The sequence below is a fragment of the Chromohalobacter sp. 11-W genome (assembly GCF_029889905.1).
Taxonomy (GTDB): Bacteria; Pseudomonadota; Gammaproteobacteria; order Pseudomonadales; family Halomonadaceae; genus Chromohalobacter.
In genome coordinates this window covers 181,231-207,653 of the sequence record NZ_JARANZ010000007.1, presented here as the reverse complement: position 1 = coordinate 207,653, position 26,423 = coordinate 181,231, and the positions used below count along the sequence as shown (strand labels likewise).

Sequence of the window (26,423 nt, the reverse complement as noted above, 5' to 3'; positions counted from 1 at the left end):
CTCAGGTAAGCAAGCGTTGCATGATGGTCGTATAGAGACGGCTCAGCGTCTCCAGATCGGCGGCGCGTATGCGCTCGTCGACCTTATGTATCGTGGCGTTGGTCGGGCCCAGTTCGATGACTTGCGCGCCCAGCGTGGCGACGAATCGGCCATCCGAGGTGCCACCGCCGGTCGATAGCTGCGGCCGATAGCCCAACATGTCTTCCACGCTGGCTACGGTGGCATCGACCAGGGCGCCCCCGGCGGTGAGGAAGGGCTCACCGTTGAGCGTCCAGTCGAGCGTGTAGTCGAGCTCAAAATCATCCAGAATCTCGGCGGTGCGCGCCTTCAACGCCTCGGCGGTGACCTCCGTGGAGAAGCGGAAATTGAAGACCACTTCCAGTTGACCGGGAATCACGTTGGTCGCCCCGGTGCCGGCCTGGAGGTTAGATATCTGAAAGCTGGTCGCGGGGAAGAAGTCATTGCCGGTATCCCAATGCTCGGCGGCCAGCGCGGCCAATGCCGGGGTCGCCTCGTGTACGGGATTGCGCGCCAGATGCGGGTAGGCGACATGGCCCTGGACGCCCTTGACGCGCAGCACGCCACCCAACGAACCGCGTCGCCCGTTCTTGAGCGTGTCGCCCAGGCGTTCGCTGGACGAGGGTTCGCCGACGATACAGTAGTCCGGGGCGACGCCACGTTCGCGCAGATGTTCGACCACGGCCCGGGTCCCGTGAACGGCGGGGCCTTCCTCGTCGGCGGTGATCAGAAAGCCGAGTCGGCCGGGATGCGCCGGGTGCGCGGCAAGGAAGTCTTCCACGGCGGTGATCATCGCCGCGAGGCTGCCTTTCATGTCCGCTGCACCGCGTCCGCAAAGCATGCCGGCGGCGTCGATGCACGGCTCGAAGGGCGGATATTCCCAGTCGCTTTCGGGCCCGGTGGGTACGACATCGGTATGCCCGGCGAACACCAGCATGGGGCCGCTATCGCCGCGGGTGGCCCAGAAGTTGTCCACCTCGCCGATGCGCAAGCGCTCGACATGAAATCCCAGCTGCTCCAGGCGCGCGATCATCAGCGCCTGACAGCCGGCGTCGTCCGGGGTCACCGAACGACGACGCAGCAACTCGAAGGCCAGCGCCAGGGTCGGCGACGCTGGCGTGGTGCGATCAGTTGTGGGCATGCAGTGCCTCGTTGAGCGCCACGGCGCTCTTGTTGGTCAGGCACTCAATGCGGCCGTTCTGCGAGTTGCGACGCAGCAGCAAGTCGCTCTGGTTGGCCAGGTCGCGGCCGCTGACGGTACGCACCAGTTCGCCCTGATCGTCGAGCACGGCGATCTTGGCGCCGGCAGTGATGTAAAGACCGGCTTCCACCGTGCAGCGGTCGCCCAGCGGGATGCCGATGCCGGCGTTAGCGCCGATCAGGCAGCCTTCGCCGATGGAGATGATGATGTTGCCGCCGCCCGAGAGGGTACCCATGGTCGAGCAGCCGCCGCCGAGATCCGAGCCCTTGCCGATCACCACGCCGGCGGAAATACGTCCTTCGACCATGCCCGGGCCTTCGGTGCCGGCATTGAAGTTGCAGAAGCCTTCATGCATGACCGTGGTGCCCTCGCCGAGGTAAGCGCCCAGGCGCACGCGGGCAGTGTCGCCGATGCGCACGCCCTTGGGCACTACGTAGTCGGCCATCTTGGGGAACTTGTCGACGCAGTCGACAGTGAGCGGGCGGCCTTCGAGGCGCGCCTTGAGGCGGCGTGCACCAAGTTCGTCGACATCGATGGGGCCCTTGTTGGTCCAGGCGATGTTCTTGAGCAGGCCGAACATGCCGTCGAGCTTGATGCCGTGGGGCTTGACCAGGCGATGCGAGAGTAGATGCAGCTTGAGGTAGACCTCAGGCACGCTGGCCGGTGCATGATCCTCGTCGAGGAAGACGGCGACGAGCGGCCGCTGGCCAGCGGCGAAGGCGTCGGCCAATTCGGCTTGTTGGGTATCGCCGGCCTGGCGCAGTGCCTCGGCGAGCGCCTGGCAGTGCTCGGGCAGGAAACTGACCACGGCGTTGCCCGCCGGCGCGCTCAGCGCCTCGCGCGCCGCTGCGACCATGGCGTCATCGGGGTTGAGCAGCGGCGACGGGTAGTAGACGTCCAGCCACTCACCTTGGGTGTTCTGGTGGCCGATTCCGAGAGCGAAGCTCAGCATGGGAAAGTCCTCGAAGGTTAGATGAAAAAGGTCGGTGATATGTGTAGTGCCGGTGGGCGCTAGGCTGCCTGCAGGGCGCGATAGGCGTCGGCCTTGAAGCCCACCAGGAAATGATCCGGTGTTTCCAGAACGGGGCGCTTGAGCAGCGTCGGGTGCGCCAGCAGCAGCGCGCGGGCTCGCTCGACGTCGAGGTCGCGCTTGTCGGCGTCGTCCAGCCCGCGCCAGGTGGTGCTGCGCGTGTTGAGTAGCGTGTTCCAGTCGCTGCGTGCCAGGAAGGCATCGAGCCGTGTGGCATCGAGGCCGTCCTCGCGCAGGTCATGATAACGATACGCGATGCCCAGGTCGTCGAGTGTGCGGCGTGCCTTGCGGCAGGTATCGCAGGTCTTGATGCCGTAGAGCGTGACCATGACGGCCTCCTCATGAATGGGTTGCGATGTAGCGCGGTGGATCAGGCGTGGCGCTCGATGAAACGTCGGATGCGCCATGCGGCTTCCACGGTGGCGTCAAGCTCGGCGACCAGCGCCAGACGCACGCGCCCCGCACCGGGGTCGCTGTGGGCGCCGTCGCGCGACATGTAACGTCCGGGCAGCACGGTGACGTGCTCCTCGGCGAATAGATCGCGAGCGAAGGCTTCATCGTCGCCGCCGGGCACCGCCGGCCACAGGTAAAAGCTGGCGTGCGGTGTGGGGAAATCCATGACCGGTGCCAGAATCTCGCCCACCGCGCTGAATTTTTCGCGATAGGCATCGCGGTTGGCGCGCACATGCGCTTCGTCGTCCCAGGCGACGATCGAGGCGTGCTGGGTCGTCAGCGGCATCGCGCAGCCGTGATAGGTGCGGTAGCGCTTGAAGGGTGCGATCAACCCGGCATCCCCGGCGACGAAGCCCGAGCGCAGCCCAGGCAGGTTGGAGCGCTTGGACAGCGAATGAAACACCAGACAGCGGCGGTAATCGTCGCGCCCCAGCGAGCGGCAGGCCTCGAGCAGCCCCGGTGGCGGTGCGGCCTCGTCGAGATAGAGCTCCGAATAGCATTCGTCGGAGGCGATCAAGAAGTCGTGCTCGTCGGCCAGGGCGATCAGTTTTTGATACTCGGCCAGCGGTGTGACGGCACCGGTAGGATTGCCCGGCGAACAGACGAAGACCAACTGCACGTCGCGCCAGGTGGTGGCGGGCACGGCATCGAGGTCGGGCAGGCAGCCGTTTTCGGGGGCGCAATCGAGATACAACGGCTCGCCGCCGGCCAGCAGGGTCGCGCCTTCGTAGATCTGATAAAACGGGTTGGGCATCGCCACCTTGGCGGGTCGCGTGCGGTCCAGTGCGGTCTGGACGAAGGCGAAAATCGCCTCGCGGGTGCCGGTGACCGGCAGCACGTGGCGCTCGGGGTCGAGCGAGCCGGGTGTCAGCGTGTAGCGCTGTGTCGCCCACCGGGCGATGGTGTTGCGTAGCTCGGGGAGCCCGGCCGTGGCTGGGTAGCGCGCGACCTCGCCCTCAAAGCGGCGCAGCGCCTCGAGCACGGCCGTCGGCGGCGCATGGCGTGGCTCGCCGATGGAGAGCGCGATGGGCGATAGCGCGGGCGGCGTTACCTCGGCCTTGAGGGCGGCAAGCTTCTCGAAGGGGTAGGGCTTGAGGGCGTCGAGATCGGGATTCATCGGTAATCCAGCAGCGAGTCCGGCGTCGCGGACATGGCGTTATTATGAAGGCGCGCGGCGCCATCGGGAGGGCCCGATTATAGGCAAGCCGGCCAAGGGCCTCAAATGAGGCTCGTTTAGACGTCGAGGGTCTCGCACAGGCTTTCGCGTAGCTGTGCCTGGCGCTCGGGGTCGGTGAGCGGCTCGCCGGCCTTGTCGGTGATGAAGAAGACGTCCTCGACGCGTTCGCCCAGGGTGGCGATCTTGGCCGCCGAGAGGGCGATATCCTGCTCCATGAAGATGCGTCCCACGCGGGCCAGCAGGCCGGGGCGGTCGGGGGCAATGAGCTCGACGATGGTGCGGGCATTGGCTTCGTCTTGTTCGATCATTACCCGGGTGGGTACCTTGAAGTGCTTGAGCTGTCGCGAGGTGTGGCGAGTGACGATGCGCGGGTAGTCGGCCGGGTCGTCGAGCTCTTCCACCAGATGGTGACGGATTTCCTCGAGGCGTTGCGGGTCGCGAATCGGTTCGCCTTCGTCGTCGAGCACGATGAAGGTGTTGAGCGTCCAGTCGTTGCTGGAGGTGGCGATGCGTGCATCGTGGATCGACAACCCCAGTTGCTCCATGGCGGCGGCGGTAGCAGCGAACAAGTCGTTGACCGAGCGGGTATGGATGAACACCTTGGTGCCGCCCTCGGCCATGTCCTCGGTGGGTGCATTGGCGAGGATCAGCGGTAATTCCGAGGGCTGGTGCTCGAGGATTCCTTGTGTCTGCCAGATGATCTCGCTGGGCGCGTACTGCAGGAAATAATCGTCGCCGAACGACGCCCACAAGGCGTCCGCGCTGGCGGCATCGATGCCCACCGTGCCGAGCAGGCCACGGGCTTCTTCGCGCGACTCGCGGGCCCATTCGTCGCGGTCGATGGCGTGATCGAGGCCACGCCGCAGGGCACGCTTGGTCTCGGTATGCAGTTGACGCAACAGCGCAGCGCGCCAGCCGTTCCACAACGAGGGGTTGGTGGCGGTGATGTCGGCCACGGTGAGGACGTAAAGATAGTCGAGGTGGACTTCGTCACGCATCGCCAGCGCGAATTCATGGATGACGTCGGGATCGGAAATATCGCGCTTCTGAGCGGTCTTGGACATCAACAGGTGATGTTCGACCAGCCAGGCCACGAGGCGCGTATCGCGCACCGAGAGGCCGTGACGCTCGCAGAAGGCGGTGGCGTCGATGGCGCCGAGCTCGGAATGATCGCCGCCGCGCCCCTTGCCGATGTCGTGATAGAGCCCGGCGATCCACAGCAGTTCGAGCTTGGGTAACTGATGAATGAGGGTCGCGGCGACGGGGAAATCCTCGTGGCCTTCGGGTTTGCGGAAGCGTTGCACGAACTTCAGGAGACGCAATGTGTGGGCGTCGACGGTGTATAGGTGAAACAGGTCGTGCTGCATCAGGCCCACGGCCTGCCCGAACTCGGGCAGGTACTTGCCGAGGATGCCGTAGCGATTCATGCGCCGCAGTTGGCGCGGTATGTTGCCGCCGCTACGCAGCAGTTCCATGAATAGGCTCTGATGGCGCAGGTCGTCGCGAAAGCTCTCGTCGATCAGGTGGCGATGATCGCGGATCAGACGGATGGTCTCGGCGCGCACGCCCTCGATCTCGGGGTGCTGGGCCATCAACAGGAACAGTTCGAGCAGGGCGCCAGGGCGGTGGCGAAACACATTGGCGTGGCGCACCTGGATATAGCCGCCGAGAATCTCGAAGCGCGCATTGAGCGGCGTGATGTCCGGCGTCTCGTGGGCGCGCAGGATGACCTCGTCGAAATGCTGAAGCAGCATGTCGTTGAGCCCCGCCAGCGCGGTGACATGGCGGTAGTAGCGCTTCATGAACTGCTCGACGGCGAGGCGCTCCGGCGTGCCGCGATAGCCGAAGAGCTCGGCGATGGCGCTCTGATGGTCGAACAATAGGCGGTCCTCGGCACGGCCGTTGAGCATGTGCAGCGCATAGCGCACCTGCCACAAGAAGGATTGGCCCTGGCTGAGGATGCGTAACTCGGCGTCGTTCATGAAGCCCTGGGCGACGACGTCCTCGTAGCGCAACTCGCCGAAATGACGCTTGGCCACCCAGCCGATCATCTGGATGTCGCGTAGTCCGCCCGGCGAGCTCTTGATGTTGGGCTCGAGGTGGTACTCGGAGTTGTTGTAGCGGTAGTGACGGGCGATCTGCTCCTGCCACTTGGCCTCGAAGAAGGCGTCGCTTGGCCACATCGCCTCGTTGGAGAGGCGCCCGCGCATCGTTTCGCGCAGGTGCTCGGGGCCGGCGAGGGTGCGTGATTCCAGTAGGTTGGTGATGACCGTGAGATCCGCGCGCGCCTCGCGCTCGCAATCGGCCAGTGAGCGCACGCTATGGCCGATTTCCAGGCCGATATCCCAGAGGAAGGTGATGAAGCCGGTCAGTCCTTCGCGGTAGGGGGTGTCGTCGTCTTGTTCGAGCAGCAGCAACAAGTCGATGTCGGAATGCGGGTGCAGCTCGCCGCGACCATAACCGCCGACGGCGAGCAGGGCGATGCCAGCGTCGGGCCAATCATAGCGCTCCCAGGCGATGGCCAGTAGCTGGTCCAGGCACCAGGCGCGGCCATGGACCAGGTCGCGAATGTCGCTGCCGGCGTGAAAGCGTGCATCCAGACGCGCTTGCAGCTCGCGTAGCGCGTCCTTGAATACGGCGATCGGTGTGCGACTGGCGGCTAGCGCTTCGCGGAAGGCGGACGCATCGAACAGCGTCTCGTCGGGCACGAAGCGATAGTGATGAAGCAGCATTCGCGTGGCACTCCTGTTCGCGCGTTACGTCGGGTGTCCGGTTGAGCGACGGCGCTTACGCCTCGAGGAAGCTCAGGTCCTCGTCGCCGCGCAGGGTGAGTACCTCGACGCCGGTCGCGGTAACCAGCAGCGTGTGCTCCCACTGGGCCGACAGGCTCTTGTCTTTAGTCACCGCCGTCCAGCCGTCGCGCAACACCTTGGTGCGATAGTCGCCGACATTGATCATGGGCTCTATGGTAAAGCACATGCCTTCGGCCAGTACGGCGTCGGCGCTAGGCTCGTAGCCATCATAATGCAGGAACTGCGGATCTTCGTGGAAACCGGCACCGATGCCGTGGCCGCAGAAGTCGCGCACGACCGAATAGCCGTTGCTTTCGGCGTGCTGCTGGATCGTGCGCGCCAGCTCGGAGAGGTGTACGCCGGGGCGCACCTGGGCGATGCTCTTGTACAGACATTCTTGGGTAATGCGGGCCAGGCGGCCGCCCTGGATGCTGTCGCCGACCACGAACATCATGCTGGAGTCGCCGTGATAGCCGTCGGCGGTTTTGACGGTGATGTCGAGGTTCATGATGTCGCCATTCTTGAGCTTCTTGGCGAAATCGGGAATGCCATGGCAGACGACATGGTTGATCGAGGTGCAGGTCGCCTTGGGGAAGCCATGATAGTTGAGTGGCGCGGGAGTGGAGCCCAACTCGTCCACGATGTATTCGTGGCACAGGCGGTCGACTTCGCCGGTGCTGATGCCGGCCACGACATGCGGCGTGATCATTTCCAGTACTGAAGCGGCCTGGCGGCCGGCTTCGCGCATTTTTTCGATTTCGTCGGCGGTTTTGATGGGAATGTTCATGCGGTCTCGAATTCGGAGGGTTCGGGTCTGGCGTCAGGGTCGCTCCTGGCCTATAGTCTCGGCGCTCAGGCTGGCGCGAGACGCAGTATATGCGCGCAGCCATCAAGCGCGGCAACCGGGAGCGGCTTCATCTTGGAATCGATCTATGGTATAAAGCCGCGCGCCTTACTGCAATCGCCGCCTAGCGCGTTCGGCTCGACCGAGACATTGGCGCGGTGAGGCTAGTAGGTGAAATGATAACGCCTTGAAAACACACATGCACCGTCACATGGTCCCGGGTGCCGGGGCGGCAGTCGTGCCGTCGTGGTCGGATCCATGGGGTGTATGGAGGCCTAACCCGATTCAGGAGTCATCCATGGCACAAGTCAATATGCGTGACCTGCTCAAGGCAGGCGCTCACTTCGGTCACCAGACCCGTTACTGGAACCCGAAGATGAGCAAGTACATCTTCGGTGCACGCAACAAGATCCACATCATCAACCTCGAGCACACGCTGCCGGCGCTGAACGACGCGCTCGCCGTGGTCGAAAAGATGGTGGCCTCCAACAACAAGGTCCTGTTCGTCGGCACCAAGCGCGCCGCCAGCAAGATCGTCAAGGAAGAGGCGCGTCGTGCTGGTCAGCCGTTCGTCAACCATCGCTGGTTGGGCGGCATGCTCACGAACTTCAAGACCATTCGCGTGTCGATCAAGCGTCTGCGCGAGCTTGAAGCCATGCACGAAGATGGCACGTTCGAGAAGCTGACCAAGAAAGAAGTCCTGATGGCGACTCGCGAGCAAGACAAGCTCGAGCGCAGCGTTGGTGGTATCAAGGACATGGGCGGTCTCCCTGACGCGCTGTTCGTGATCGATGTCGATCACGAGCGCATCGCGATCAACGAAGCCAATAAGTTGGGCATTCCGGTCATCGGTGTCGTCGATACTAACTCCAATCCGGACGGTGTCGACTACGTGATCCCGGGCAATGACGACTCCATCCGTGCGCTTCAGATCTACACTCAGGCCGTCGCCGACGCTTGCGTGCAGGCCAAGGGCAATAGCGCCAGCGAGTTCGTCGAAGTGACCGACGAGGCAAGCGAAGCGAACGAAGCCGCCGCCGAGTAATGGTGGCGGGTCCGTGCTGACGCTCGCCCACGAGCGACGAGACACTAGGCGGCCCGTGAAAGCGGCGCAGCACGGACCAAAAAGGGGGCTACAAGCCCCCTTTTCACCGTCCGGATGCAAGGGCGGTGAACCCTGAAGGAATTCTTCATTCAAAGGAGATGCTGGTCGCGCGTCGCGCGTGCATGTCACGCCAAGTCACGCTCAAACCGTGCCGGCGACGAGGCAGCGTTTCCACCAGACGTCGAACCACATTCAGAGGTATTTACCATGGCAGCTATCAGCGCATCTCTGGTCAAGGAACTGCGCGAGCGCACTGGCCTCGGCATGATGGAGTGCAAGAAAGCGCTTACCGAAGCCGACGGTGACATCGAAACCGCCATCGAAAACCTGCGCAAGAACTCCGGTCTGAAAGCGGCCAAGAAAGCCGACCGCACGGCAGCCGAAGGGGCCGTGGTGACGCGTGTCGCCGATGACGGTTCTTACGGGGTGATGCTCGAGGTCAACTCCGAGACCGATTTCGTGGCGCGCGACGATAACTTCACCGCCTTCACCGACCAGGTCATCGCCAAGGTTTTCGAGACCAAGAGCGAGGACGTGGCGAGCCTGATGGAAGGCGGGCTGGAAGACGCGCGTCAACAGTTGGTGCAGAAGATCGGCGAAAACATCAGCGTGCGTCGCGCGGTGGTCATCGATGCGCCGGCAGGCGGTGTCGTGGGTGCTTATGTACACGGTAGCCGCATCGGCGTGCTGACCGTTCTCAGTGCCGGCGATGCCGACGTGGCCAAGGACATTGCCATGCACGTGGCGGCCATCAATCCGAGCGCCGCGCACCCGGAAGATATGCCCCAGGCGGAGCTGGACAGCGAAAAGGCGATCATCCTGGCGCAGCCGGACATGGCCGGCAAGCCGGCGGAGATCGCCGAGAAGATGGTGCAGGGACGCTTGAAGAAGTACCTGGCCGAAAATAGCCTGACTCAGCAGCCTTTCGTCAAGGACCCCAATCAGACCGTGGCCGAATACGTGAAGGCTGCGGGTGGCGAAGTGGTCAGCTTCACTCGCTTCGAAGTGGGTGAGGGCATCGAGAAGGAAGAAGTCGACTTCGCTCAGGAAGTCAAGGATCAGGCGCGTCGCAGCTAAGCTGCCGTGTGCCTGTGCTGTCGTTGGCGTGCGCGGTTGCGCACGCCTTCGCGTATCCGGCCGTTGCCTGGCCGAGCCGTTCCTACCCACGCCGATACAGTCCGCTGAGACGAGGAGAGTCCGAATGTCTGTTCCCACCGATCGTAACGCCGCTTCCCAGGAGCGTAACGAGAAGTCGAAGTACAAGCGCATTCTGTTGAAACTGTCCGGCGAAGCCCTGACGGGCGAGCACGAGTTCGGCATCGATCCCAAGGTGCTCGACCGCATGGCGCTGGAAATCGGCCAATTGGTCGGGATCGGGGTCCAGGTAGGGATCGTGGTCGGCGGTGGCAATCTGTTCCGTGGGGCGGCGCTACACGCTGCGGGCATGGAGCGTGTCACCGGCGATCACATGGGCATGCTGGCGACTGTCATGAACGCTCTGGCGATGCGTGACGCTCTGGAGCGTTCCAATATTCGCTCGCGGGTGATGTCGGCGATTCCCATGAGCGGCGTCGTCGAGCATTACGATCGGCGTACCGCCATCCGCTACCTGACCTCGGGCGACGTGGTGATTTTCTCCGCGGGAACCGGTAACCCGTTCTTCACTACCGACTCGGCGGCCTGCCTGCGCGGCATCGAGATCGATGCCAATGTGGTGCTCAAGGCCACCAAGGTGGACGGTGTTTACAACAAGGATCCGGTCAAGCACAGCGATGCCGCCAAGTACGAACGTCTCTCCTACGACGACGTGCTCGATCAGAAGCTCGGCGTGATGGATTTGACCGCTATCTGCTTGGTGCGGGACCATGACATGCCGGTGCGCGTGTTCGATATGACCAAGCCGGGGGCCTTGCTCAACCTCGTGGTTGGGGGCAAGGAAGGAACGCTGGTAGATAGAGGCTGAAACAGTGATCAACGATATCAAGAAAGACGCCGACGCGCGCATGAAGAAAAGCGTCGAGGCGCTGAACGCCAATTTTCACAAGATCCGCACCGGGCGCGCGCATCCCAGCCTGTTGGATGCGGTGCACGTGAATTACTACGGCGCGGACATGCCGCTCAACCAGGTGGCGAGCGTCAATGTGGAAGACGCACGAACCCTAGCGGTAGTGCCGTGGGAAAAGAGCATGGTGCCCAAGGTCGAGAAGGCCATCATGACGTCCGATCTGGGCCTCAATCCCGCCGCCGCGGGTAACGTGATTCGCGTGCCTTTGCCGCCACTGACCGAGGAAACGCGCCGCAATTATATCAAGCAGGCGCGTGGCGAGGCGGAAAACGCGCGCGTCGCGATTCGCAACGTGCGGCGTGATGCCAACGGCGATCTCAAGGCACTCCTCAAGGAGAAAGAGGTCACCGAGGACGATGAACATCACGCCATCGATGAGATCCAGAAGATGACCGACAAGTATGTCGCCGAAATCGACAAGCTTCTGGAAACCAAGGAACACGACCTTTTGCAGGTCTGAGAGGTGACCGTCGGGACGCGCTTCCGTCGATCTCCATGATACGGGATCCCATGACCTCACAGCCGTTTTCTCCACCCCGTACGGGCGAGCTGCCACGCCATGTGGCGGTCATCATGGATGGTAACAATCGCTGGGCGCGTGCACGTGGGCTGTCCGGCATCCGCGGACATCGCGCGGGTGTCGAGTCGGTGCGTGCAGTGATCCGCCGTGCCGCCGAGCGTGGCATCGATACACTGACCTTGTTCGCCTTCTCCAGTGAGAACTGGAAACGCCCTGCCTCCGAGGTTGACGCGCTGATGGAGCTGTTTCTGATCGCGCTCAAGCGCGAGGTGAAAAAGCTCCATGGCCATGGTGTTCGTCTATCGGTGATCGGTCAGCGCGAGGAGTTTTCCACGTCCATCCAGCAATACATCGAGCGTGCCGAAGCCATGACCCGCGACAATCAGGGCCTTCACCTGGTGATCGCGGCCAATTATGGTGGCCGCTGGGACATTACGCGTGCCGCGCGGCGGTTGGCACAGCGGGTCTCTGCGGGCGAGTTGGCACCCGACGCCATCGATGAGGAAGCGCTGGGCGCTGAAATCAGCCTGGCCGATGAAGCACCCGTCGACCTGTGCATCCGCACCAGCGGTGAGCAGCGGGTTTCCAACTTCTTGTTGTGGCAACTGGCCTACGCGGAATTCTATTTCACCCCCGAGCTGTGGCCGGATTTCGGTGCCGAGGCATTCGATGCCGCGCTGGACGCCTACAAAGAGCGTCAGCGCCGTTTCGGCATGTCCCCTGAACAAGTCGAGGCGCATGGTGCTTAGGCAACGTATTCTTACTGCGTTGGTCCTGGCGCCATTGGCACTGCTGGGTTTGTTTGGGCTTACCGGTCTCCCTTTTGCCTTGTTCACGGGCGCGATCGTATTGATCGGTGCCTGGGAGTGGGCCAACTTGGCCGGTTTCGAGCGCCAGATGCCGCGTCTTGCCTTTGTCGCCGTCTGTGGCGTGGCGATGCTTCTTCTATGGCTGAGTGGTGCTGTGCACCAGTCCTGGCTTTTGTGGCTGGGTATGCTGGGGTGGCTGGCCAATCTCTATTGGGTAGTTCGCTATCCCCAGCAACATGAGCAATGGCAAGGTCGCGCGGTGCGTCTGAGCATGGGCCTGTGGGTGCTGCTACCGTGCTGGATCGGCTTCGTTCAATTGCGCGGCGACGGCGCGGCGTGGCTGCTGTTCGTGCTGTTGTTGGTCTGGGTGGCGGATATCGGCGCCTACTTCGCGGGGCGTGCGTTCGGGCGCCGCAAACTGGCCGTACACGTTAGCCCCGGGAAGTCCTGGGAAGGCGTCTATGGCGGTATGGCGGCGGTGGCGGTGCTGGCCCTGGTCTTCGCGCAGTGGCAGGGAGCGGCCGGCAGTGACGCGCTGTGGCTGATGGTCCTGGCGTTGCCGGTAGTGCTGATATCGGTGCTGGGCGATTTGTTCGAAAGCATGCTCAAGCGCCAACGCGGCTTGAAGGATTCGAGCCACTTGCTGCCCGGACATGGCGGTGTGCTCGATCGCATCGACAGCTTGACCGCCGCGATTCCGCTTTTCGTATTGTTGCGCCCATGGTTGGGCTGAGGTGACGCATGGAATATGCCGATTGCGCTCGGATACAACGTGTGACCGTGCTTGGAGCCACCGGCTCCATCGGCAAGAGCACCCTCGATGTCATTGCCCGTCATCCCCAACGTTATCGGCTGCATGCCTTGACCGCCTACCGTTCGCGCGAAACGTTGCGCGATCAATGCCTGGTTCATCGCCCCGAGGTCGCGGTGCTCGGCGAGGAGCGCGACGCCGCCTGGTTGCGCGATGCTCTCGCTGAGGCCGATGTCGATACCCAGGTGCGCGCCGGCGAGGCGGCGCTATCGGAGGTTGCCGGAAGCGCCGACAGCGACGTGGTAATGGCCGCCATCATGGGCGCGGCCGGCTTGATGCCGACGTTGGCGGCGGTGCGTGCCGGCAAGCGCGTGCTGCTCGCCAACAAGGAAGCTCTGGTGATGTCCGGCGCGCTGTTCATGGACGCCGTCGAACAGCATGGTGCGGTATTGTTGCCCATCGATTCTGAACATAATGCCATTTATCAGTGTCTACCCACCGAGCACCGTGGTGGGTTGGCGCGGCATGGCGTGACCCAGTTATTGCTGACCGCTTCCGGGGGGCCCTTTCGTGACTGGTCCCAGGCGCAACTGAAAGCGGTGACGCCGGAGCAGGCGTGCGCGCATCCCAACTGGTCGATGGGGCGCAAGATTTCGGTGGATAGCGCCACCCTGATGAACAAGGGACTCGAGCTGATCGAAGCATGCTGGTTGTTCGATGCGCGTGCGGACCAGGTCCAGGTCGTGGTGCATCCGCAAAGCGTCGTTCACTCCATGGCTGCCTATAGTGACGGCTCGGTGATCGCGCAGTTGGGCAATCCCGATATGCGTACGCCGATCGCCTATGGGCTGGCGTGGCCCGAGCGCATCGATGCCGGCGTGGCGCCGCTGGACCTGTTTCAGGTGGCGCGGCTCGATTTCGAGGCGCCCGATGAAGCACGCTTCCCTTGTCTGCGTCTCGCCCGCGAGGCGATGGCGGCGGGCGGTACTGCGCCGGCGACGCTCAATGCCGCCAATGAAGTGGCGGTGGAGGCGTTTCTCGACGCACGGCTAGGGTTCGCGGATATTCCTCGTCTCGTGGCGGCGGTCTGCGAGGCTTGCGAGGTTCATTCGGCGCATGAATTGAGCGCGGTGCTGGCTGCGGACGAGGTGGCGCGGCGCGAGGCCGAGCGGCAATTGACGCGGTTCACGTCATGATGCGCGAGCTTGGCAAGCCGCAGGAAGGAGGGCGACCCCCATGGGCGTGATTGAGAATCTGCTGGCGGTCATCGTGGTGCTGGGATTGTTGATCACCTTCCACGAGTACGGACACTTCTGGGTCGCGCGGCGTTGTGGCGTCAAGGTGCTGCGTTTTTCGGTAGGCTTCGGCAAGCCGCTATGGTCGCGCGTCGACCGCCATGGCACGGAGTTCGCCGTGGCTGCGATACCGTTGGGTGGCTACGTCAAGATGCTCGACGAGCGTGAGGGGCCGGTGGCGCCGGAGGAGCAAGCGCAGGCATTCAATCGCAAGAGTGTCTGGGCGCGCATCGCTATCGTCTCCGCCGGTCCCGTCGCCAACTTTCTGCTCGCCTTCGTCGCTTATTGGGCACTGTTCGTCTATGGCACGACCACGGTGGCGCCGGTGATCGGCGACATTGCCGCAGACTCGCCGGCCGCCCGAGGCGGCTTGCAGTCCGGACAGGAGATCGTGGCCGTCGAAGGGGAGCGCACGCCTTCCTGGGGAGAGGTCAATCTCAAGTTGGTGGCGGCCATTGGCGCCAATGGCGAGCTCGAGATCACCACGCGTGCGTCCGAGACGGCTTCGCCGGAGCGTCATCGTGTACCGGTCAGTGACTGGCTGGTCCGTCAGGATCCGCCGCGTCCCTTGGCCACGTTGGGGGTGACGCCGTGGCGTCCCGAATTGCCCGCCGTGCTGGGCGAGATACTGGATGACGGGCGTGCCCAGCAAGCTGGGCTGCAGAGCGGTGATCGCATCGTCAGCGTCGATGGTGCTGTCGTCGAGGATTGGATGGCATTCGTCGAGCGTGTGCGTGACAACCCCGGTAAGACGCTTGCGCTGCGCGTCGAGCGTGACGGTGAGCGCCGCGATTTGATGTTGACGCCGGCCACGCGTGAGCAGGAAGACGGCACGGCGATGGGTTACATCGGCGTTGGGGTGCAAACCACTGAATGGCCCGAGCGTTACCGTCGCGAGATTCGGTATGGGCCGCTGGACGCCGTCGGTGAGGCGGTGAGCAAGACCGGCGAGATGAGCTTGCTGACGATTGATTCGATCCGCAAGATGCTGGTAGGACTGATCTCGCCCTCCAATCTGTCGGGGCCGGTGACGATTGCACGCATCGCGGGTGATTCCGCGCGTAATGGCGTGGAAAGCTTCATCAGCTTCCTGGCCTATTTATCGATCAGCCTGGGGGTTCTCAATCTCTTGCCGATTCCCGTGCTCGATGGCGGTCACTTGGTTTATTACCTGATCGAAGCGGTGCGAGGGCGTCCGGTGCCCGAGGCGGTGCAAGCTTTTGGGTTGCGTATCGGTGTCGCCTTGGTGGGCTCGTTGATGTTGATGGCATTGTATTTCGATTTGATGCGTCTGTAGGGGGCGTCGTTGCGAGACGTCCCGCCAGCAGGCTTTAATGTGGGCCATCAATGGCATGTCGTAAGCGGTCATCGGCCGCAAGGATGAGCGACCCGGGTGTCACTGCGAGGTGGGGGTACGACCTTGCCAGTCACCCAGGGAAATGTATAAGGTGCCTGTTCCATGAGCGGGCGGACTCGAGAAAAGCGAATCGACTGCATGAAGATCAAGACCATCGGATTGGCGGTGCTGCTGCTGTCCGCGACTCCCGCGGCATCGGCGGCCTCCTTCGAGATTTCAGATATTCGCGTGGAAGGGCTGCAGCGCGTATCGCCGGCATCGGTGTTCAATGCCTTTCCCGTCAGTGCGCATGACCAGGTCGATGACCGCGAATTGGCCGAGGCGTCGCAGGAGCTGTTCGATACGGGCCTGTTCGACGACATTGAGCTTTCGCGTGACGGCGATGTATTGATCGTCAATGTGGTTGAGCGCCCCACCATCGCCAGCATCGAGCTCAACGGCAACTCTCAGGTGGCCGATGAGGACCTTCGCAAGGGTATGAAAGAAGCCGGGCTCGATGAAGGCCAGGTGTTGCAGCGCTCGACGCTCGATGAGGTGCAGCGCGAGCTCGAGCGGCTTTATCAATCCCAAGGGCGCTATAGCGCCAATATCGAGACCAGCGTCGAGGAACTCGACAACAACCGCGTCGAAGTCGATATCGACATCAACGAGGGCGCGGTCGCTAAGATTCACCAGATCAACTTCGTCGGCAATCAAGACTTCGACGACGAAACCCTGCGTGACTTGTTCGCGCTGGAAGACAAGCCAGGATGGTTCTTTGGCTGGTTCTCAGACGATGAATATTCTCGCGACAAGCTCTCGGGCGATCTCGAGACGCTACGCTCCTTCTATCTGGATCGCGGCTACGTCAACTTCGACATCAGCTCGTCTCAAGTGTCGATCAGCCCTGACAAGTCCGATATCTTCATCACCATCAACGTCGATGAAGGCAAGCGCTACAAGCTCGACGAAATTCGTTTTGCGGGCGATCTCAAGATCGGCGAAAGCGAAGCGCGTGAGCTGGTGAGCGCCGAACCCGGCGAGTATTACTCGGAAAGCGCGATGACCGAGTCCGCCGAGGCCTTGCGCAAGCGTCTCGGTGCCGAAGGGTTCGCCTTCGCCGAGATCAATAGCGTGCCCGAGGTCGATGCCGACGGCGATACCGTGGACGTCACCTTTCAGGTCGAACCGGGGCGGCGTGCCTATGTGCGGCGCATCAACTTCGAGGGTAATACCACGACCCAAGACGAAGTGCTGCGTCGCGAGATGGTTCAGATGGAAGGTGCGCCGGCTTCCACCGATCAGATCAGTCAATCCCGCGAGCGCCTGCAGCGTCTGGGCTTCTTCCGCTCGGTCGACGTCGAAACGCGCCCCGTCTCCGATGAGCCCGACCAGCTCGACGTGACCTACAACGTCGAGGAGCAGCCGTCCGGCTCGGTCTCGGCCAGCCTGGGGTATTCGCAAAGCGCCGGGGTCATCTACGGGGCGTCGCTGTCTCAGAGCAACTTCCTGGGTACCGGTAACCGTGTCAACGTCAATGCGCAGAAAGGTGATTACTTCACCAATCTCAACTTTGGCTACACCGATCCCTACTGGACGCTGGACGGCATCTCGCGCGGTTATAATCTCTATTATCGCGAGACCAATTACGAAGACTTCGATGACATCTCGACCTATTCCTCGGATGCCATCGGGGGCAGCATCAATTTCGGGTATCCGATCAACGACCTGTCGCGCCTCAACTTCGGTGTCGGCGTCGAGGACCTGTCGCTCGATACCTATCGCGATACGCCGGCCGAAATCATCCAGTACACGGAAGACGAGGGCGACGACTTCCTGAACTACAAGCTCACCGCCAGTTGGACGCGTAACAACCTCAATCGCGGCATCATGCCCACCGACGGCAGCTATCAGAAGCTGTCGTTGGAGACCGCAGTGCCGGGGAGCGATACGCAGTACTACAAGACGCGCTACGAAGGCAAGAAGCTGTTTGAGTTTCGTCCCGAGTGGTCACTGAAATTCAGCACCAACATTGGCTATGCGAACACCGTCGGTGACGATGCCTACCCGTTCTACGAGAACTTCTATGCGGGTGGCCTAGGTTCGGTGCGCGGCTTCTCCAGCAATACGCTGGGACCGAATACCACGCCGCGTAATGACGGGGATGACGATACCCTGGGGGGCAACGTGCTCGTCGAAGGCTCGGCCGAGTTGATCTATCCATTCCCCTGGGTCGAGGATCGCCGCTCGCTGCAGACCAGCGTGTTCTTCGATGCTGGTAACACCTACCTGACCGATTGCTACGATGTGCCGGAGGGTACGAGTTCTAGCTGCAGCAGTGGCGTGGATATGGGGGACTTGCGCTATAGCGTCGGGCTGGGACTTTCCTGGTTGACCCCTGTCGGGCCGTTGACCTTTAGTGTCGCTAAGCCGCTCAGCGACGAAGACGGCGACGATACTCAGGTCTTTCAGTTCTCGCTGGGTCAGACCTTCTAAAGCAGGTTGACGCAGCGTCATGCGCCAGGTGCGGCGGCGTGACCGCCGCATCGAGTGACCATAACGAATCAAGGAGAGGGTGTGATGCGCAAATTGACGGGTGCCCTATGTCTTGGGGTGATGAGTGTGCTGTCCATGCCGGCGATGGCGAACGAGGTTGGCGTTATCGACTGGCGTCAAGCGTTGCTGAATTCGGACGCCGCCCAGCGCTCGATGAACGAGCTCAAGAATCAGATCGGCAGCAAGAAGCAGCGCGCCGAGTCACTTAGCCAGGAACTGCAGCAGTTGCAACAGAAGCTTCAGCAGGATGGCGCGGTGATGTCCGATTCTGAGCGCACTAACGCGCAACAGGAGTTGCGTGCCAAGGGGTCCGAGTTCCAGCAGTTGCGTCAGCAGATTCAAAGAATGCAACAGAAAAAGGAACAATCCTTCATGCAGTCGGCCAAGCCCAAGCTCGATCGCGCCATCGAACAGGTCGTCGAGCGGCATGACCTGGACCTCGTGGTGGATCGTGATGCGGTGGTATATTCAGAGGATGGCCTCGACGTCACCGAGGAAGTCACCCGCATCTTTAACTCGCTCAACTGAGCCCATGGGGGCGCCGACAGCGCCCCATGGTTAGCGGTTCCAAGCGCACATGAAGACCCTTACTCCTTGCGCCTTCACGCTCGGTGAACTGGCCGAACGTCTCAAGGCCCGCTTGGTCGGCGATAGCGATCACCGTGTCACCGGCCTGGCTACTTTGCTTGATGCGGGCCCGAACGACATTACGTTCCTGGCCAACAAGACCTATCTCAAATACTTGCCCGAAACGCGTGCAGCCGCCGTGTTGGTGCATCCCGCCTATGGCGCCGAGGTGCCTTGCGCGCGGCTCGAACTCGACAACCCCTATCTCGGTTACGCCGGGCTCTCGAGGCTGTTCGATCCGCTGGCGGGGCAGGCGCCGGAAGGCGTTCATCCCAGTGCGGTGGTCGCCGAGAGCGCGTGCCTTGGGGCCCGCGTCTCGGTCGGCCCACAGTGCGTGATCGAAGCCGGCGCGGTCATCGGTGATGGCTGCGTGATCGGTGCCGGTAGCATCATCGGCGCTCACAGCGAAATCGGCGCCGACTCTCGCCTGCATGCCAATGTCACCGTCTACCACGGCGTGAGCGTCGGGCGGCGTGCCATCTTGCACAGCGGTTGTGTGGTGGGTGCCGATGGCTTCGGTTTCGCTCATGATGGACAAGGCTGGCACAAGATTGCGCAGTTGGGTGGCGTCATCGTGGGCGATGACGTCGAAATCGGTAGCTGCTCTAGCATTGACCGCGGCGCCTTGGGCGACACGTTGATCGGCGATGACGTCAAGATCGACAGCCAGGTGCAGATCGCGCACAACGTGCAGGTCGGCGACCATAGCGCCCTGGCGGGTTGCGTGGGTATCGCGGGCTCGACGCGCGTCGGACGCCACTGCATGCTGGGTGGCGGCGTGGGTCTCTCGGGGCACCTGACGATTTGCGATGGCGTTCAGGTTACCGGTATGAGTCTTGTCACCAACTCCATCCACGAGCCCGGGGTGTATTCCTCGGGAACGGGCGCCATGCCCAATGGCTTGTGGCGCAAGAACGCGGTGCGCTTCAAGCAACTCGACGAGCTTGCCAAGCGTCTGGCGCGTCTGGAGCGGGATGCCTCGGACGCTGCCCAAGGCTGATGGCTGCTAGCGAGGCGGATCTGTATAATCCTAGCCCACCCAGATAGGCGGAGTACTCCGTCCTCGTGTGCCTGCCTTCATGGCAGGCACTTCGTTATTTCAGAGGTTGTATCGATGGTAATGGACATCAACGAGATCCGTGAGTATCTACCGCATCGTTATCCGTTCTTGCTGGTGGATCGCGTCATGGAGATCACGGTCGGCGAGTCGATCGTCGCCAACAAGAATGTCAGCATCAACGAGCCATTTTTCAATGGGCATTTCCCGCATCATCCGATCATGCCCGGCGTGTTGATCATCGAGGCCATGGCTCAGGCATGCGGTATCCTGGGTTTCAAGACCGTCAACAAAATGCCCGCCGACGGTTATGTCTATTATCTTGTAGGAAGCGATAACGTGCGCTTCAAGCGTCCGGTGATGCCGGGCGATCAACTGCGCCTGGAAGCCAACGTCATCAAGGGCAAGCGCGGGATCTGGAAATTCGCCTGTCGTGCTACGGTCGACGGCGAGCTAGCCTGCGAAGCCGAGATCATCTGTGCCGAGAGGAAAGTCGCTTGATTCATCCCACCGCCATCGTCGACCCCAGTGCGCGTGTGTCCGATGACGTCGACATCGGCCCGTTCTGCGTGATTGGCCCCGAAGTGGAAATCGGGGACGGCACGGTGATCGGTCCGCACGTGGTGCTCAAGGGGCCCACGCGCCTGGGGAAGCGCAATCGGATCTTCCAGTTCGCCTCCGTCGGCGAGGACTGTCAGGACAAGAAGTACGCCGGAGAACCCACGCGCCTGGAGATGGGCGACGACAATGTCGTGCGCGAAGGCGTTACCCTGCATCGCGGTACAGTGCAGGACAAAGAAGCAACTATTATCGGCTCGCGCAATCTTTTTATGGCCTATGCGCATGTCGGACACGACTGCGTCATCGGTGATGATTGCATTCTCGCCAACCAGGCGACCTTGGCCGGGCATGTCACCATCGGCGATCACGCTATTCTGGGTGGTCTCTCGGCGATCCATCAGTTTTGCCATATCGGTACCCATGCCATGTGCGGTGGAGGGTCGATCATCACCAAGGATGTTCCGGCCTACGTCATCGTCAATGGCAACCCTGCGCAGACGCACGGGCTCAACCTGGTGGGGCTCAAGCGCCGCGGTTTCTCGCGCGAGGCCCTGCGAGCGCTGGGAGAAGCTTACCGTACCGTCTATCGCCAGGGACTGACCATGGAGCAAGCGCTGGAGCGTCTCGCGAACGATTTCGAAGGCCCGGAAGTCGCGACGTTCCTGGCGTCGCTGAAGGATTCCCAGCGCGGCATCACGCGCTGAACGAGGCACGTCATGCGTATCTACCTGGTCGCGGGAGAGCTGTCGGGCGATATCCTCGGCGCCGGCTTGATGCAGGCGCTGAAGCGTCGCTATCCCGACGCCGAGTTTCGCGGTATCGGCGGTCCACGCATGCTCGCCGAAGGCTTGCACTCGCTGTACCCGCTGGAGACGCTATCGGTCATGGGGCTGGTCGAGGTGCTCAAGCACCTGCCTGGCCTGATCAAGGTTCGGCGTCATTTGCGGCGTGACGCCCTGGCGTGGCAGCCGGACGCGATGATCGGCATCGATGCGCCCGACTTCAACCTGGGGCTCGAGCGTCAATTGCGTGTCACCGGCATCCCCACCGCGCATTACGTCAGCCCCTCGGTCTGGGCGTGGCGCCAGGGGCGAGTGAAGAGCATTGCCCAGTCGGTCGATGCCATGCTCACCTTTTTGCCTTTCGAGGCGGCTTTCTACGCGCGCCATGATGTACCGGTGGCCTTCGTCGGGCATCCGCTGGCCGATGAATTGCCGCTGGTCAACGATCGCCAGGCGGCACGCGCGTCACTGGGGCTCTCATCCACGGCCCCGTTGCTGGCGTTGTTGCCAGGTTCACGCGGTAACGAGATCCGCTTTTTGGGGCCCACGTTTCTGGATAGCGTCGCCTGGTTGCGCGAACGCATCCCCGCTCTGCAAGTGATCGTGCCGGCGGCGTCCCCGGCACGTCGCGAAGAACTCGAGGGCCTGCTGGCCGATCATCCGGTCCGCGATATCGTCGTCCTGTGCGATGGCGAGTCGCGTCAGGCGATGACCGCCGCCGATGCGGTATTGCTAGCGTCCGGGACCGCTGCGCTCGAAGCCATGCTCTGCCATCGTTCCATGGTGGTGGCCTACAAGATGGCGCCGACCACGCACTGGTTGGCCAAGCGCATGGTCAAGACCGACTGGATCTCGCTGCCCAATCTGATCGCTCAGGAGACGTTGGTGCCCGAGCTGGTACAGGACGCCGCCAGTGCTGATGCGATCGGCGCGGCGCTGCTCGAATGGCTTGGTGACGATGCCAAGCGCCAGGCGATGGAGGCGCGTTTTGCCGACTTGCACGCCACGCTCCAGCGTGGCGCCAGCGAGCGCGCCGCCGAGGCCATCGACGGCTTGATTACGCACGGCCGTTTGCCGCTAGGGGAGGAGAACGCATGACGGGGCTACCACCGTTGGTGATCGATTATCAGGGCGCGTGTCTGGCGGGCGTCGATGAAGTGGGGCGCGGCCCTTTGGTGGGCAGCGTAGTGGCGGCCGCGGTGATTCTCGATCCGGCGCGTCCCATCGAGGGGTTGGCCGACTCCAAGACCCTCAGCGAAAAACGCCGCCTAGTATTGGCCGAGGCCATTCGCCAACACGCGACGGCCTTCGCAATAGGCGAAGCGTCGCCCGCCGAGATCGACACTCTCAACATCTACCACGCGACGCATCTGGCCATGCGGCGTGCCATCGACGCCTTGCCGGTGGCCGCGGAATATCTGCTGGTGGACGGCAATCGGATGCCGGGGCATCATGTGCCGGGGCAGTGCGCGGTCAAGGGCGACCAGCGCCATGGAGCCATCGGCGCCGCCTCGATTCTGGCCAAGGTGACGCGCGACGCTCAGATGCTCGCGCTGCACGAGCGCTATCCCGAGTATGGGTTTGCGCGCCACAAGGGCTATCCTACCCGTGAGCACCGCGAGGCGCTCGAGCGCCTGGGGCCGCTCGATGAACATCGCCGCTCGTTTGCGCCGGTCAAGCAGTTGCTGCCGGCGTAGCGCCACATCACGCCGTTACCCAATTCATTCAGGAAGATGTCGCCCGGGCGGCATCGTCCGTTTCGTCTCAAGAGCTCGTCATGACTACGCCTTTCGTTCATCTGCGTGTGCACAGTGAATATTCCCTGGTCGATGGCCTGGTGCGCTTGAAGCCGCTGATCGAGGCGACGGCCGAGGGTGGCATGCCCGCGGTGGCGGTGACCGACGATTCCAATATGTTCGGTCTGGTCAAGGCCTATAAAGGCGCCCAGGGCGCGGGTCTCAAGCCGATCATCGGCGCCGACCTGTGGATGGAGAATCCTCACGACGAGGCGCATCCGTACCGCTTGACGCTGTTGGCGATGGGCAACGACGGTTATCGCCATCTCACCGAATTGATATCTCAAGGCTGGAGCGAAGGGCAGCAGCGCGGCCAAGGGATCCTCAAGAAGGAGTGGATCTTCGCCCGAAGCGCCGGGCTGATCGCTTTGTCCGGTGCCCGCGAAGGGGAAATCGGCCGCCATCTTCTGACCGAACACGGCCAGGCGGCGCGCGAAATGTGCGATGCCTGGAACGCCGCCTTCCCCGGCCGGTTTTATCTGGAAGTCCAGCGCACCGGGCGCGAACACGATGAGGAATGCCTGCACCTGTCGGTGGCGCTGGCGGCCGAAACCCAGACACCGGTGGTGGCGACCAATGACGTCCGTTTCCTGACCCGCGAGGGGTTCTGGGCCCACGAAACGCGAGTGGCGATCGGCGAGGGCAAGGCGCTGGATGACCCGCGTCGCGAACGCCGCTACAGCGAAGAGCAGTACCTGAAGAGCCCGCAGGAAATGGCCGAGCTTTTCTCGGACCTGCCCGAGGCGCTGGAAAATAGCGTGATGATCGCCGCGCGCTGCAACGTCGACGTACCGCTGGGAGAAATCTTCCTGCCCGAGTACCCGGTGCCGGACGGCATGAGCATGGAGAGCTTCTTCCGCAAGATCTCCCACGATGGTCTCACCGAGCGGCTCGAAAAGCTCTTTACCGGCGAGATGCCGATCTATCCCGGGCGCGATCTCAGTGAGCACGAGGGGGCCTATCGCGAGCGGCTCGACTTCGAGCTCAATATCATCCTCGAGATGGGCTTCCCTGGGTACTTCCTGATCGTCATGGACTTTATCCAGTGGGCCAAGGACAACGACATTCCGGTAGGGCCGGGGCGTGGTTCCGGGGCCGGTTCGCTGGTCGCCTACGCGCTCAAGATCACCGACCTGGACCCGCTCGAGTATGATCTGCTTTTCGAGCGCTTCCTCAACCCGGAGCGCGTGTCGATGCCCGACTTCGACGTCGACTTCTGCATGGAGAAGCGCGATCGGGTCATCGAGTACGTGGCCAGCCGTTATGGGCGGGACGCCGTCTCGCAGATCGTGACCTTCGGCACCATGGCCGCCAAGGCCGTGGTCCGCGACGTGGCCCGCGCCCAGGGCAAGCCGTATTCGATGGGCGACAAACTGTCCAAGCTGATCCCCTTCGAAGTTGGCATGACCCTGGCCAAAGCCATCGAGCAGGAGCCGGCGCTCAAGGAATACCTGGACAACGACGAGGAATCCCAGGAAATCTGGGATATGGCGCTCAAGCTCGAGGGCATCACACGCGGCACCGGCAAGCACGCCGGCGGGGTGGTGATTGCGCCCACCAAACTGACCGATTTCTCGCCACTGCTGTGTGAAGAAGACGGTAGCGGGCTGGTGGTGCAGTACGACAAGAACGACATCGAGGAAGCCGGGCTGGTCAAGTTCGACTTCCTGGGGCTGCGCACGCTGACCATCATCGACTGGGCGTTGGAGATGGTCGATACGGTGCGCGCCCGCGAAGGCCAGGGGCCATTGGATATCGCCTCGATCCCGCTCGATGACGTGCCCACCTTCGACATGCTCAAGAAGGCCGAAACCACGGCGGTCTTCCAGCTCGAATCGCGCGGCATGAAGGAGCTGATCAAGCGCCTGCAGCCGGACTCGCTGGAGGACATGATCGCCCTGGTGGCACTGTTCCGCCCGGGGCCGCTGCAATCCGGCATGGTCGATGACTTCATCAACCGCAAGCACGGCCGTGCCGAGGTTGCCTATCCACACCCGGATTATCAGCACGAGCTGCTCAAGCCGGTGCTCGGCCCCACCTATGGCATCATCCTCTATCAGGAGCAGGTGATGCAGATCGCTCAGGTGATCGCGGGGTACAGCCTGGGTCAGGCGGATATGCTGCGGCGTGCCATGGGCAAGAAGAAGCCCGAGGAAATGGCCAAGCAGCGCGCCGGATTCATGGAAGGGTGTGCCGCCAACGGTATCGACAAGGATCTGGCCGGCAACCTCTTCGATCTGGTGGAAAAATTCGCCGGTTACGGGTTCAACAAGTCACACTCGGCCGCCTACGGACTGGTTTCGTATCAGACGGCGTGGCTCAAGGCGCATTATCCCGCGCCCTTCATGGCGGCTGTGCTGTCCACCGAGATGGACAACCTCGACAAGGTCGTGCCGCTGATCGAGGAATGCCGCAAGCAGGGGCTGACGGTCACGCCGCCGGACGTCAACATCGGCAGCTACAAGTTCACCGTCGACGAGCAAAATCGCGTCGTCTATGGCCTGGGCGCGATTCGCGGTGTCGGTGAAGGGCCCATCGGTGCGATCGTCGAGGCGCGCGAGGCCGACGGCGCCTTCGACGACCTGTTCGATTTTTGTCGCCGTGTCGACGCCAAGCGGCTCAACAAACGCACGCTGGAGGCGTTGATCCGCTCCGGCGCGCTGGACAACCTGGGGCCGACCCGCGCGGTGTTGATGGCGTCGCTGGATGCCGCGCTCAAGGCGGCGTCGCAGAGCAATGCCAATGCCAGCGCGGGGATGATCGACATGTTCGGCGATGCCTTCGTCGAACCGGAAAGCGGCGATGTCTATGCCGATTATCACCATGCCCGCGAGTGGACCGACAAAGAGCGTCTGGCCGGCGAGAAAGATACCTTGGGCCTCTACCTGACCGGCCATCCCATCGACGAGTACGAAAGCGAGCTCAAGCGCTTCGTGTCGACGCGCATCGTCGATCTGAAACCCCAGCGCGGCGAATCGCAGCGTGTCGCGGGGCTGGTGGTGGCCATGCGCACCATGAAATCCAAGCGCGGCGACACTATGGCCTTCATTACCCTGGACGACCGTACCGGGCGTATCGAGGCGTCGCTGTTCGGCGAGATGTACGAGCAGATGCGTGGCAAGCTCGGCGCCGATGACGTCCTGATCATCGAAGGCGAAGTGAGCACCGACGATTATTCGGGCGGCCTGCGCCTGCGTGGCAAGGAAGTGACGCCGATGGTCGATGCGCGCACGCGCTATGGCGAGGCCGTCGAGCTTGCGGTGGACGGCGCGCGTCTCAACGGACGTTTCGCGCGCAATTTGCAAGATAGCCTGACGCGTTGGCGCGATCCCCAGGGTTTGCCGGTGCGCGTACGTTATCGCAATCCCCAGGCCAGCGGCGTGCTGGAACTGGGTGAACCCTGGCGGGTGTCGCCCAGCGACGACCTGCTCATCGCCCTGCGTGAAGTAGAGGGGCAGGAGGCGGTCACGTTGCGTTATCGTGGGTGATTCCGCCATCGCTGGCGATGTTGCTGGCGCGCGGTGTCTTGCGTGATGCGTTCAGGGTGCGATAATGCCGGTTTACGGCCGGTTGGCGCCATGCCCTGTCCGTCACAGCGTCGCCTCGTGCGACATCGGACGTGCGGCCCCGGGCTGCCCAAGACCACAA

At 62.7% G+C, this 26,423-nt stretch carries 22 protein-coding genes; 16 read left to right on the top strand and 6 right to left on the bottom strand.

Features of this window, described 5'->3' with window-relative positions; all coding sequences use genetic code 11:
- Position 1: 1 nt before the first annotated feature.
- From dapE to map, 6 genes are all read right to left on the bottom strand, one after another.
- The gene (gene dapE / locus OP494_RS11815) at positions 2 to 1,159 is read right to left on the bottom strand and encodes a succinyl-diaminopimelate desuccinylase (protein ID WP_280540998.1); all 1,158 of its coding nucleotides are present in this window, start codon (positions 1,157 to 1,159) and stop codon (positions 2 to 4) included.
- Positions 1,146 to 2,171 carry a 2,3,4,5-tetrahydropyridine-2,6-dicarboxylate N-succinyltransferase gene (dapD, locus tag OP494_RS11810; protein WP_280540997.1) on the bottom strand — a complete coding sequence of 342 codons (1,026 nt, stop codon included), beginning with the start codon at positions 2,169 to 2,171 and terminating at the stop codon, positions 1,146 to 1,148. The genes dapE and dapD overlap by 14 nt, the downstream gene beginning before the upstream one ends.
- Before the next feature lie 59 nt (positions 2,172 to 2,230).
- Positions 2,231 to 2,578 (bottom strand): ArsC family reductase, encoded by a 348-nt coding sequence (locus OP494_RS11805; protein WP_280540996.1) that lies wholly within the window; start codon positions 2,576 to 2,578, stop codon positions 2,231 to 2,233.
- 41 nt (positions 2,579 to 2,619) lie between these two features.
- The gene (dapC, locus tag OP494_RS11800; RefSeq protein WP_280540995.1) at positions 2,620 to 3,819 is read right to left on the bottom strand and encodes a succinyldiaminopimelate transaminase; all 1,200 of its coding nucleotides are present in this window, start codon (positions 3,817 to 3,819) and stop codon (positions 2,620 to 2,622) included.
- Positions 3,820 to 3,935: 116 nt separating this feature from the next.
- Positions 3,936 to 6,611 (bottom strand): [protein-PII] uridylyltransferase, encoded by a 2,676-nt coding sequence (locus OP494_RS11795; RefSeq protein ID WP_280540994.1) that lies wholly within the window; start codon positions 6,609 to 6,611, stop codon positions 3,936 to 3,938.
- Between the two features lie 55 nt (positions 6,612 to 6,666).
- Positions 6,667 to 7,458 (bottom strand): type I methionyl aminopeptidase, encoded by a 792-nt coding sequence (gene map, locus OP494_RS11790; RefSeq protein WP_280540992.1) that lies wholly within the window; start codon positions 7,456 to 7,458, stop codon positions 6,667 to 6,669.
- 355 nt (positions 7,459 to 7,813) lie between these two features.
- Here map and rpsB point away from each other — a divergent pair, with 355 nt between their 5' ends.
- From rpsB to dnaE, 16 genes are all read left to right on the top strand, one after another.
- A complete protein-coding gene (gene rpsB, locus OP494_RS11785; RefSeq protein WP_040239550.1) occupies positions 7,814 to 8,560 on the top strand; it encodes a 30S ribosomal protein S2 in 747 nt (248 codons plus the stop codon).
- 267 nt (positions 8,561 to 8,827) lie between these two features.
- On the top strand, positions 8,828 to 9,697 hold the full coding sequence (gene tsf / locus OP494_RS11780) for a translation elongation factor Ts (RefSeq protein ID WP_280540990.1): 870 nt from the start codon (positions 8,828 to 8,830) through the stop codon (positions 9,695 to 9,697).
- A gap of 124 nt (positions 9,698 to 9,821) precedes the next feature.
- Entirely contained in the window at positions 9,822 to 10,583 is a 762-nt protein-coding gene (gene pyrH / locus OP494_RS11775; RefSeq protein WP_261505851.1) for a UMP kinase, read from the top strand.
- A gap of 4 nt (positions 10,584 to 10,587) precedes the next feature.
- Positions 10,588 to 11,145: a ribosome recycling factor gene (frr, locus tag OP494_RS11770; RefSeq protein WP_280540987.1), complete on the top strand. Its 558-nt coding sequence runs from the start codon at positions 10,588 to 10,590 to the stop codon at positions 11,143 to 11,145.
- Between the two features lie 50 nt (positions 11,146 to 11,195).
- Positions 11,196 to 11,954, top strand: coding sequence for a polyprenyl diphosphate synthase (gene uppS, locus OP494_RS11765; RefSeq protein WP_280540985.1), 759 nt, complete (start codon positions 11,196 to 11,198; stop codon positions 11,952 to 11,954).
- Positions 11,947 to 12,747, top strand: coding sequence for a phosphatidate cytidylyltransferase (locus OP494_RS11760; protein WP_280541063.1), 801 nt, complete (start codon positions 11,947 to 11,949; stop codon positions 12,745 to 12,747). The genes uppS and OP494_RS11760 overlap by 8 nt, the downstream gene beginning before the upstream one ends.
- Before the next feature lie 8 nt (positions 12,748 to 12,755).
- Complete coding sequence (ispC, locus tag OP494_RS11755; RefSeq protein ID WP_280540983.1) at positions 12,756 to 13,961, top strand: 1-deoxy-D-xylulose-5-phosphate reductoisomerase; 1,206 nt, start codon at positions 12,756 to 12,758, stop codon at positions 13,959 to 13,961.
- Positions 13,962 to 14,001: 40 nt separating this feature from the next.
- Positions 14,002 to 15,357, top strand: a complete 1,356-nt coding sequence (gene rseP / locus OP494_RS11750; protein WP_280540981.1) for a sigma E protease regulator RseP — start codon at positions 14,002 to 14,004, stop codon at positions 15,355 to 15,357.
- A gap of 198 nt (positions 15,358 to 15,555) precedes the next feature.
- A complete protein-coding gene (bamA, locus tag OP494_RS11745) occupies positions 15,556 to 17,892 on the top strand; it encodes an outer membrane protein assembly factor BamA (RefSeq protein WP_280540979.1) in 2,337 nt (778 codons plus the stop codon).
- Between the two features lie 84 nt (positions 17,893 to 17,976).
- A complete protein-coding gene (locus tag OP494_RS11740; protein WP_280540977.1) occupies positions 17,977 to 18,480 on the top strand; it encodes an OmpH family outer membrane protein in 504 nt (167 codons plus the stop codon).
- Positions 18,481 to 18,529: 49 nt separating this feature from the next.
- Positions 18,530 to 19,579 carry a UDP-3-O-(3-hydroxymyristoyl)glucosamine N-acyltransferase gene (gene lpxD, locus OP494_RS11735; protein ID WP_280540975.1) on the top strand — a complete coding sequence of 350 codons (1,050 nt, stop codon included), beginning with the start codon at positions 18,530 to 18,532 and terminating at the stop codon, positions 19,577 to 19,579.
- 114 nt (positions 19,580 to 19,693) lie between these two features.
- Positions 19,694 to 20,137: a 3-hydroxyacyl-ACP dehydratase FabZ gene (gene fabZ, locus OP494_RS11730; RefSeq protein ID WP_075367952.1), complete on the top strand. Its 444-nt coding sequence runs from the start codon at positions 19,694 to 19,696 to the stop codon at positions 20,135 to 20,137.
- Entirely contained in the window at positions 20,134 to 20,901 is a 768-nt protein-coding gene (gene lpxA / locus OP494_RS11725) for an acyl-ACP--UDP-N-acetylglucosamine O-acyltransferase (protein WP_280540973.1), read from the top strand. The genes fabZ and lpxA overlap by 4 nt, the downstream gene beginning before the upstream one ends.
- A gap of 12 nt (positions 20,902 to 20,913) precedes the next feature.
- Entirely contained in the window at positions 20,914 to 22,077 is a 1,164-nt protein-coding gene (gene lpxB, locus OP494_RS11720; RefSeq protein WP_280540971.1) for a lipid-A-disaccharide synthase, read from the top strand.
- Positions 22,074 to 22,676, top strand: coding sequence for a ribonuclease HII (rnhB, locus tag OP494_RS11715; RefSeq protein ID WP_280540970.1), 603 nt, complete (start codon positions 22,074 to 22,076; stop codon positions 22,674 to 22,676). The genes lpxB and rnhB overlap by 4 nt, the downstream gene beginning before the upstream one ends.
- An 80-nt stretch (positions 22,677 to 22,756) precedes the next feature.
- The gene (dnaE, locus tag OP494_RS11710) at positions 22,757 to 26,263 is read left to right on the top strand and encodes a DNA polymerase III subunit alpha (protein WP_280540969.1); all 3,507 of its coding nucleotides are present in this window, start codon (positions 22,757 to 22,759) and stop codon (positions 26,261 to 26,263) included.
- The last annotated feature ends 160 nt before the right edge of the window (positions 26,264 to 26,423 follow it).